The organism is Phaeobacter sp. JH20_34, assembly GCF_048056095.1.
Taxonomy (GTDB): Bacteria; Pseudomonadota; Alphaproteobacteria; order Rhodobacterales; family Rhodobacteraceae; genus Phaeobacter; species Phaeobacter bryozoorum.
On sequence record NZ_JAYMWT010000007.1, the window covers coordinates 299269 to 307346 of the forward strand.

Annotated in this window: 9 protein-coding genes; 6 read left to right on the forward strand and 3 right to left on the reverse strand. The window is 53.3% G+C overall.

Annotated features, from left to right (window positions below; genetic code table 11):
• Nucleotides 1-305: 305 nt before the first annotated feature.
• The 5 genes from VWZ81_RS09120 (at nucleotide 306) to VWZ81_RS09140 (ending at nucleotide 4696) form a co-directional block, all read left to right on the forward strand.
• Nucleotides 306-1133 carry a TIGR04255 family protein gene (locus VWZ81_RS09120; protein ID WP_416543022.1) on the forward strand — a complete coding sequence of 276 codons (828 nt, stop codon included), beginning with the start codon at nucleotides 306-308 and terminating at the stop codon, nucleotides 1131-1133.
• A 2-nt stretch (nucleotides 1134-1135) separates the two neighbouring features.
• Nucleotides 1136-1864, forward strand: a complete 729-nt coding sequence (locus VWZ81_RS09125) for a hypothetical protein (protein WP_416543023.1) — start codon at nucleotides 1136-1138, stop codon at nucleotides 1862-1864.
• Nucleotides 1865-1876: 12 nt separating this feature from the next.
• Nucleotides 1877-2743, forward strand: coding sequence for a hypothetical protein (locus tag VWZ81_RS09130; protein WP_416543024.1), 867 nt, complete (start codon nucleotides 1877-1879; stop codon nucleotides 2741-2743).
• A gap of 259 nt (nucleotides 2744-3002) precedes the next feature.
• Nucleotides 3003-4289, forward strand: coding sequence for a DUF3987 domain-containing protein (locus VWZ81_RS09135; protein ID WP_416543025.1), 1287 nt, complete (start codon nucleotides 3003-3005; stop codon nucleotides 4287-4289).
• Between the two features lie 107 nt (nucleotides 4290-4396).
• Entirely contained in the window at nucleotides 4397-4696 is a 300-nt protein-coding gene (locus VWZ81_RS09140; RefSeq protein ID WP_416543026.1) for a hypothetical protein, read from the forward strand.
• 43 nt (nucleotides 4697-4739) lie between these two features.
• Here the strand turns inward: VWZ81_RS09140 and VWZ81_RS09145 are convergent, their stop codons facing one another.
• The 3 genes from VWZ81_RS09145 to VWZ81_RS09155 all read right to left on the reverse strand — a co-directional run bounded on the left by VWZ81_RS09145 (nucleotide 4740) and on the right by VWZ81_RS09155 (nucleotide 6417).
• Nucleotides 4740-5165 carry a hypothetical protein gene (locus VWZ81_RS09145; protein ID WP_416543027.1) on the reverse strand — a complete coding sequence of 142 codons (426 nt, stop codon included), beginning with the start codon at nucleotides 5163-5165 and terminating at the stop codon, nucleotides 4740-4742.
• Nucleotides 5162-5974: a plasmid recombination protein gene (locus tag VWZ81_RS09150; RefSeq protein ID WP_416543028.1), complete on the reverse strand. Its 813-nt coding sequence runs from the start codon at nucleotides 5972-5974 to the stop codon at nucleotides 5162-5164. Before VWZ81_RS09150 ends, VWZ81_RS09145 begins: the two co-directional genes overlap by 4 nt.
• Nucleotides 5975-6162: 188 nt before the next feature.
• Nucleotides 6163-6417 carry a hypothetical protein gene (locus VWZ81_RS09155; protein WP_416543029.1) on the reverse strand — a complete coding sequence of 85 codons (255 nt, stop codon included), beginning with the start codon at nucleotides 6415-6417 and terminating at the stop codon, nucleotides 6163-6165.
• A 16-nt stretch (nucleotides 6418-6433) separates the two neighbouring features.
• On the opposite strand from VWZ81_RS09155, the gene VWZ81_RS09160 reads away from it, so the two are divergent.
• A partial coding sequence (locus tag VWZ81_RS09160) for a recombinase family protein (protein ID WP_416543030.1) occupies nucleotides 6434-8078 on the forward strand: 1645 nt, incomplete at its 3' end.

Here is an 8078-nt window from a genome sequence, read left to right on the forward strand (position 1 = left end):
TGTAGGCGCTGGGGCGCTATTTTACTTCGGTATTGCATCCAGTGCCTGTGCCTGAACGCGAAGAGCCCCGCCGGAGCGAGGTTTAAGGTGCTGATATTTCATTGAGAATTTGGTTGCGGGAGCAGGATTTGGACTTCAGCGAACAGTTTTTCAGACCCGAACAACTCACCCAGAACAAGACACCTCCACGCCAAATCCTACCCGAAGATGAAGCCCCTCTACGCTCTCGTGGAAAATTTTTCATATCCACCCCCTTAGAAATCTTTACTTCACACTCTACTTCATATGCTATAGAGGGGCCCAAAATGACGGAAAGAGACATGCCAAACCGATCCAATGACCCCCTTTTTGGTGCGGTCCCTGCCAGCGTGCCGTTGGACAACGCGCCGCTGGTTCGTGTTCTCGCGCAAGTCCGTTTTACGAAGGTCGCCAAAATTGGCGACGAAAACTACATTGCAGATTTTCAGGAAGCAATTCGCCAAGAATACCCTCACTTCCACGCTGATAAGATCCGTAATGTAGAGTTAATCGTGAACGACGATGGAATCGCGCACAAAGAGATCGAAACCACTGTGTGGCGCTTCTTCGATCCACAGAAGGCAATTCGCGTGTCCCTCAATACAGAGTCGATCTCCTTAGAGACATCGCAGTATACTTCCCGCCAGGACTTTCTGGACCGGATGCAAACACTCTTGGTATCGCTTTGCGAGACGATCAATCCTTCACTGGCTTTGAGAGTCGGCTTCCGCTACGTGGACCGTTTGACCGATCAGGGAGATCTTGCTTCACTTTCCAGCCTCGTCCAACCAGAACTGTTGAATGTTGTTCAACCCAATTTGACGGACCACATCGAGGTCTCGATGACAGAAGTTGTTAGCAAAACTCAGGAAGGGAAGCTCATCGCTCGGTATGGCAAGGCGCCGCCCAACTACAGCCATGAGCCTGAAATGGCACCACCGGTCCAACAGAGCAGTTGGGTCTTGGATATCGACTCGTTCAGCACCGCATGCAAGAACACTCAACTTAATCCGGTTTTTCTTCGCCAGGAACTCGACAAAGTTGCAGCCAGAGCTTACGCTTTTTTCAGGTGGAGCGTTACCGATGAATTTTTGAATCGCTTTGGAGCTAAGTAGTTATGAGAGTAGAAAGCCCAATTGCTGCGGCTGCTATCGTCGCTTCTCTGCCATTCGGGGCGGTCGCGCATCCGAGGCTCCCTTTTGATTTACCCTTGGAAGAAGCACCAAGGATCGCAGCTCCCTTTTCGGAGAAAACTACTTACATCATTTCGGTGCAAGACGCAGCCCAGCTCTCCAAGCGACAGCAGCTTCTATCCGGTTCATCCACTGAAAGCGCTCGCGTTTCCTTTAAGGCTTCAATGCCGGACGACGGAACCCTCTCGGAGCGCTCGCCAAGCGAGCTTATTGTCGAATTGAAGCGTCTCAGCGGTCTGACTTGGGCGCAAATCTCTGACGTTTTCGAGGTGGACTCTCGCGCTCTTCACTATTGGAAGGCAGGAAAACGGGTATCAGCCGAGAACCATCAGAAGCTTGGCAGCGCTGTGGCGATGCTTCGCTTTATTGATCGTGGCACCGCAGAAGAGAACAAGCAGCTACTCCTGAGCAACGAGAAAGATGGCAACACCCTTCTTGAGCTTATGAAAGTGGGAGAGTTCCAAGCCATCATGGATATTGCTGGCAAAGGTGCTGGTCGAGTTTCATTTGGTAGAACGCTTACCGATGATGCTCGCTTGAAGAATTCTTCGCAGGGCTATCAACCATCGGCAGAGGTATCCGAGCGCGTTGAAGTTGAACTCCTTGAACGCCCGCAAACCCGCCGGAAAAAGCTTCGTCGCGGGAAGGCGTAAAGGAACCTCGGATTGCCCTCTAATGAAGCCAACAACGTAAGCGTTGCTGATCGCCTTGCTGAATGGCAGCAAGGCGATTTTACGACCGATTGTGGTGAGTTTCTCTTCTGCGCTTCGCCTCTCGAGGACGAAGAGGTGGGGGCGCCTTTTTCTGCGGATATTGAATATGAGCTACAGGGCGTTTGCGTAATCTCGCAAACCTGCGACATCGTCCGCGACCCTGACACTTCTACAGTATCATATGTCACTGTATGTCCTCTCGTTGAGCTCAACGCGTCGCATATGTCGGCCGTCGAAAAGGGAGAAGTTCCGAGGTTTGGCATGCTCGCAGGAGCCCCGGAAAAGGTCGTCGTGGATTTCACGCGAGCAATGAGCGTGAAGAAGGAACTCCTGGTCGAATGGGATAGACAAAGGGGATGCCCTCAAGAAGCCGACTTGCAAAATTTTGCAAGGTCGCTTGAACGTTTTTTTGGGCGATTTGGCTTCCCAGATGCATTCAACGACTGCATGGAAACTTTCCGTAAAGCCGTAAACGGAAAGTATGGCCGCCCGAAATCTGATTTCGGAAAAGCTATTCGTTCAGTATCAGAGTTCCGAGTGTTCCCCCACACGAAATGGGACGATCCTGATGACGTGCCAATCACTATCTTGGCAATCCTGAAGGACGCTGATAGCCGAGAAGTTGCTGATGTCGAACAGATCCGAAAGGAACTGGCAGGGCAGGCGGACAAGATTACATGGTCTGCGCCATTTTCACCGCACAAGACCGTCCTCAGGGTAGCCAGCCTGGATGATCTGTCTGCGTCAGAATATCTCAACACCTACCCTCTGGAACTGAACGCACTCTCGTTTGCCAAGCGATACCAGCAAGTAGACTGAAGTTTTCTAAGTTCGACCACCTGTGGCACACAGAAGCCCAGCGGCTAATCTGGTGACACGCGGCTGACAATTAGAAGAACAATTATTCTCTTATATTTCAATAGCTTAAACTCTTTCCGCTGACGCTTTCCTACCCTCCCCCCGAAACCTTCTAAAAAAAATTGCTGCCAACTGCTTCGGTTTCGTCAGCTTCGGCCAATCTCCTTTTCAACCAGAACAAACACTGGTCAAAACATAAACTGAAAAGGAACATCATACTATGTCACCCCATGTCCGTAACAAGTCTCTCAAAGGAGCCAAGAAGGTTGCCACGCCCTCACCCCGCCTTCTCGACTGCCTTGCCAGCCTGACACCGGAAGGCATAGAGACCATTCAAGCCTTTCGAAGCTACAAGGGCTCCCCCGATTGGGACGGTCTGAAAGTGGTTCCTCCGGGCTCTTTCCTCGAAGAAATCATTGAACTCTTCCGGCGCGAGACAGACATCCCCCTGGAACTACCAATGGTAGCAGCGCTGTCTATTGTTTCGGGCTACCTCAACGCCCTGGGCGCAAAATACGAAATCAGCGGATCGCTGTATTCGCCAAAGCTTTGGACCGTCGTCCTCGCCGCATCGGGATCTGGCAAGACTTTCGCGACCGACAAGGTCGAAAGCTGGCTTACAGATGCCGACGGCAAGCCAGTGGTTCCTGCACTGCAATCAGCATCGTCTGCCGCTCAGTTCGTTGCGAATATTCAACAAGTTCCAAAGGGCTTGATGGTCCGCGACGAATTCGGCCAGTTCCTCAACCAAATCCAGCACCTCCGGCATATGGAAGAGATCAAGGATATTCTGCTGCAGGCTTTTTCCGGCGGAGCCATCACACGTATGACAAAAGAGGCGCAAATCATCATCCAAGACCACGCCTTCTCGATCTTGGGCATCACCGTAGGAGAAACCTTCGGCGATCAAATTGGGGCGGAGTCTTTGGTGGATGGTTTCGCGCAAAGGTTCAATTTCATTCATGCTGATAGGGACCCTGCGCGGCTCACTCAGGACTTCCCGATCTATTTCGAGGATTGGGACTGCCCAGCCATCCAAACCCGCTATGCCCGCCTGCGGTCAGATTGGCTGGACTTGCTTGCGCGCACCGAATTTGAAGACGCCGTCTTCAGCTTTTGCCCGCAAGCAATTGATCTGTTCAAAGACAGCTTCCGCACGCTGTTTGTCGAAGCGGAAATTCCCGCGAGTTTCTATCGCCGAGCTATGTTTTCAGCGTTCTCTTACGCTGTCGTGTTCCACGCAATCGCTGGCAGCCAGGGAACCATGATCGAACGCGACAGCATGTCTCTTGCCGTTAGGATGGTGGCCCTACATCTCGACCACGCTCGCCGCCTGCTAAACAACTACGGCCTCTCCGACTTGGAAAAGACTGTCCAAAAAGCTGAGACCATCCGCGATAGGCTCAAAGCTCAAGGCAGACCCCTGAAAGCCAGGGACTTGGTGTCAGGCATCCGAGAGATCAAGTCCGCCCCCCAGGCTCACTCCATCATGAGCCTAATGAGCTGACTTTAACGGGGTAGGAGTTTGTTTTTGGCCTTTTCACGTCCGGGAAGGCCAAAAACAAACTCCTACCCCCAGTTAGACTTCAACCCCTCCGATACAAGAGACCCCACATGAAAAATAATTCTGTGACAAAAGAACAAGCCCGTATTGCCGCAGAACGGCTTTTGAATGCCGTTTGGGCAGACAGCGGAGTCAGCCTGAGGCTGGCGCGCTTCCTACTGTCTGCGCACTCCGGACATAGCAATGTCGATTTCAGCCTGTTCCCAAGCTTGGATCAGGACAACCTCGCTGCTGCGCAAGTCGTAATGCAGTTTTCGATTTTCCAAAGGCAGTTTGACCAGCTTCTGGAATGGGATGATTTCGAGGAGGTCCGCGACTTTTGGGAATCCAGGACCCAACCCGCTGCGTAATCGCCCCACGCCTTGGTCTTTGCCTACGGCGGCGACCAGGGCGCTATCGCTCGCGCCCGCAATAGCGTTTCTGCGGCTTGCGTTCGCTTTGCGGGGTGCTGAAGTCGTAATCGCTTTCAGCCGAGCGCTGAAGGAGGAGCAGCGTCAGCCCATACCGATGGATACGATCCTCAAAATACTGCACCCGCCAGAGATCAGCATCCATCCCCGCAGAGGGCCTTCTCTCCTCGTGCAGTTCCTCCGCGCTGACCAGCCCTGAAGCGATCACCTCCTCATAAAACTCGCCAACAATGCGTTCGCGCTCCACTGCACTGGCAAGGCATTCGGCAAGGAGATCGTTGGCGGGAATATTTGCCTTGACCAGCGCCCCCTGCCGGAGCCGCTCTACCTGCCTTGCTTCAACTGTCGGGAATTTTGCGATGTCATCGCACAATTCCCAGAGCGCGATTGTGAATTCATCATGCTTCATCGGGACCGTCCTCTTGTTCTTGTTTTTGACCGAACCTGTGCCAGGGCCACACTTGCGACGCTTCCGGCTTTCTGTTGTTGCTTTCGAGGCAGGAACGTCTTCCGCAGACTCCTGAGCTTCTCTCCCAGGTGCTTGCGGATCTCACCATCGAGCAATGACAATTGGGCCGAGGCCGCCTTTATCCGACCGTTTAGCCATTCCTTCTTGGTCGTGGATCGACGCTCTTTCCTTAGCTCGTCGGGGAGCCTGTCGCCCCGTCGAATATCCAGGTGCTGCACCGCCGCCGCATACCTGTCGTGCAGATCCTCATAGCTATTCAACGACGCGAACGCAGAGTGTTTGTGGTGGCTGACCTGCTTGACCGTTCGGCGTTTGGTCTTCTTGTCATAGGTCGGAACAATCACCGCATGGAGATGTGGCGTGGTTTCATCGAGATGAGTGGAGATATGGACCGCGTCATCGCCGAATTCCTTCTTGAGCCATTTGGCGCTCTCACGAACCCAGGGGGTCAACCTGTCCCTATCGAATTCTCCGCCTTGGTCTGCACGACCAGGGCGAAAATACTCCGGCGAAGCTGACAGTAATACGCGCGTGATTGGCTTCTCATTGCGCTTGTCGATCTTCGCCCCAGTCTGCTCCAGGTATTTCCTGACAGCCGCTTCCGGGCACTTGTCGAGACCGATCGAGGCGTTGAGGTGGGTTTTGGACTCGTCTGTGTGGGTTTGGTCCCCAATCTCTCGGCGCTCATGCTGCGCATGCGCCTTTAGTGCGTTGAAACCGATCCGCTCAATATTCAAAACTGCTTTCATGCAAAGGAAATGGTTCCCGGAGAGCGCTCACAAAAACAAACCAGGTTTTTTCATAGCTCACTATGGAAAAATAGGGCCCCGCCTCCGGCACCCCATTTTTCCGCTCGCTCTACGAGGTTTTGCCCGTCGCAAATATCGCCCGCACCGTCATGAACGGCGCGGGCTTCCGCATGCCTATGCTTCAGGTTTCAAGGCTCTTTCGTGCTGCGTTTTTGAATGTCCCAGCCGAAGGAGAAGCCAATGAACCTCTCGAAGATGATAGACCTCATCGCCGAAGTCGCCGCAAAACAAGGGTCCCAGGAGGGAAACTCGAAAGAGGAGGCTCCGGATGCAGTGCTGCCTATCATATTGGAATCACTCGGCGTTCCAAGAGCACTTTTCTCCTTATCCGGGATTTTTTCACTTGAAGCCCCGTCAAGAAGTTGAGCATCTTTGACGAACATTGAACGGAGACCTTTCATGCATCAACCGCGTGTTGCCCTCTACGCCCGCTATTCTACTGACATGCAGAACCCGAAGTCTGTTGATGACCAATTCCGGGAATGCCGACACTACGCGGAGCGCCAGGGATGGGTGATTGCTGACACGTTCGCAGATCGTGGGATCTCAGGTGCAACCGGCGACAGGCCGGAATATCAAAGACTGCTTTCTGCCGTCCGTGATCGGAAGTTCGATATTGTATTGATCGAACACATTGACCGGCTGGGGCGAGATCTGGAGCTGGTCTCTGCGTTCTACAAGGCTGCAACTCACGCAGATACTGAGCTCCACCACATTGGTCGTAAGCTTGGTATCATGGATGTTGGGATCTTCTCTACAATCGCGGCACTGTTCCTTGAGGATCTTGGAAAAAAGACGCGCCGGGGAATTGCCGGAAGAGTCGCAAGCGGAAGCAGCGGAGGCGGCCTGTCCTATGGCTACCGAGTGGCCAGACATGCGAACGGCGAAACCGTCAAGGGCAAACTGGAAGTCGTGGATGAGCAAGCTGCGGTCATCCGTAGGATCTTCCAAGAATATGCGGATGGAAAATCACCTCAGAAGATTGCAGAAGGCCTCTACCATGATGGTATTCCCGCTCCAAGGGGACGTGGTGCCGGATCAGGCCATTGGAAGCAAAACACCATCAATGGAAACCGTGCTCGGGCCACCGGGATTCTAAACAACGAATTGTATATTGGCCGTTACCTCTGGGGGCGGCTTCGCTACTCGAAGCACCCAGAGACGGGCAAGCGCGTGTCTCGCCCCGTGCCCAGAGAAGACTGGCAAGTCACAGAGATGCCGGAACAGCGCATCTTGGATCAAGACCTCTGGCATGCTGCGAAGGAGCGCCAGGATAGCCTGGCTCGGCAACGCTCGAAGCGCAAGCCTACTGACGCGAAGGGCTTGTCTGCATCCCAGGGCCTGCGTCGAAGGAAATACCTCCTCTCGGGCCTTCTCCAATGCGCGCAGTGCGGCGGTAATCTGACTGTTGCAGGTTCAGCAAAGACAAGACGCTATTACTGCGCGAATGCCAAAGAGAAGGGAGCATCAGTCTGCAATGGAATGCCTGGCTTGAAAGAAGATCTTGCAGCAGAGACCATCCTCAGCAGCCTTCGTGAGCACTTGATGAGAGATGAAGCATTCCAGGAATTCAAAACCCGGTATCTCCATCACCTGCAACACCAGGAGAAGGACAACGGGGAAGCCCTCCGTCGGCATGACCAAAGGGCCAGAGAGCTTGAGAAGAAGATCTCGAACCTGATGGATGCAATTGAGAACGGTCAGCATTCAGACGTTATTGTTGAGCGTCTCAATTCATATGACCAGGAACTCAAAACGTTGCGGGCAACAAGGGGTCAGCTGGTGCCAAGGCCCATCACGCTTCCTGATGATATTCCGTCGCTGTATCGCAGATATATCGACAATCTGGTGGCAACGCTGACTGAGGAAGGAGTGGCTGGCAGAGCGAGCGATGAACTTCACGAACTGATGGATCGGGTTGTCGTTTCATACGATCATGACGCCAAGAACCACATCCTGGACATGCAGGGCGACTTGATCACCATGCTCAAAAAGACAAAGCCCGCCGAAGAGGCGGGCATTGACGATGCGAAGAGTTCGCTAA

Coding starts and splice junctions, on each gene's coding strand:
- VWZ81_RS09155 (WP_416543029.1), bottom strand. CDS start 6,417: ATGTTCGTCAAAGATGCTCAACTTCTTGACGGGGCTTCAAGTGAAAAA.
- VWZ81_RS09135 (WP_416543025.1), top strand. CDS start 3,003: ATGTCACCCCATGTCCGTAACAAGTCTCTCAAAGGAGCCAAGAAGGTT.
- VWZ81_RS09150 (WP_416543028.1), bottom strand. CDS start 5,974: ATGAAAGCAGTTTTGAATATTGAGCGGATCGGTTTCAACGCACTAAAG.
- VWZ81_RS09125 (WP_416543023.1), top strand. CDS start 1,136: ATGAGAGTAGAAAGCCCAATTGCTGCGGCTGCTATCGTCGCTTCTCTG.
- VWZ81_RS09145 (WP_416543027.1), bottom strand. CDS start 5,165: ATGAAGCATGATGAATTCACAATCGCGCTCTGGGAATTGTGCGATGAC.
- VWZ81_RS09120 (WP_416543022.1), top strand. CDS start 306: ATGACGGAAAGAGACATGCCAAACCGATCCAATGACCCCCTTTTTGGT.
- VWZ81_RS09140 (WP_416543026.1), top strand. CDS start 4,397: ATGAAAAATAATTCTGTGACAAAAGAACAAGCCCGTATTGCCGCAGAA.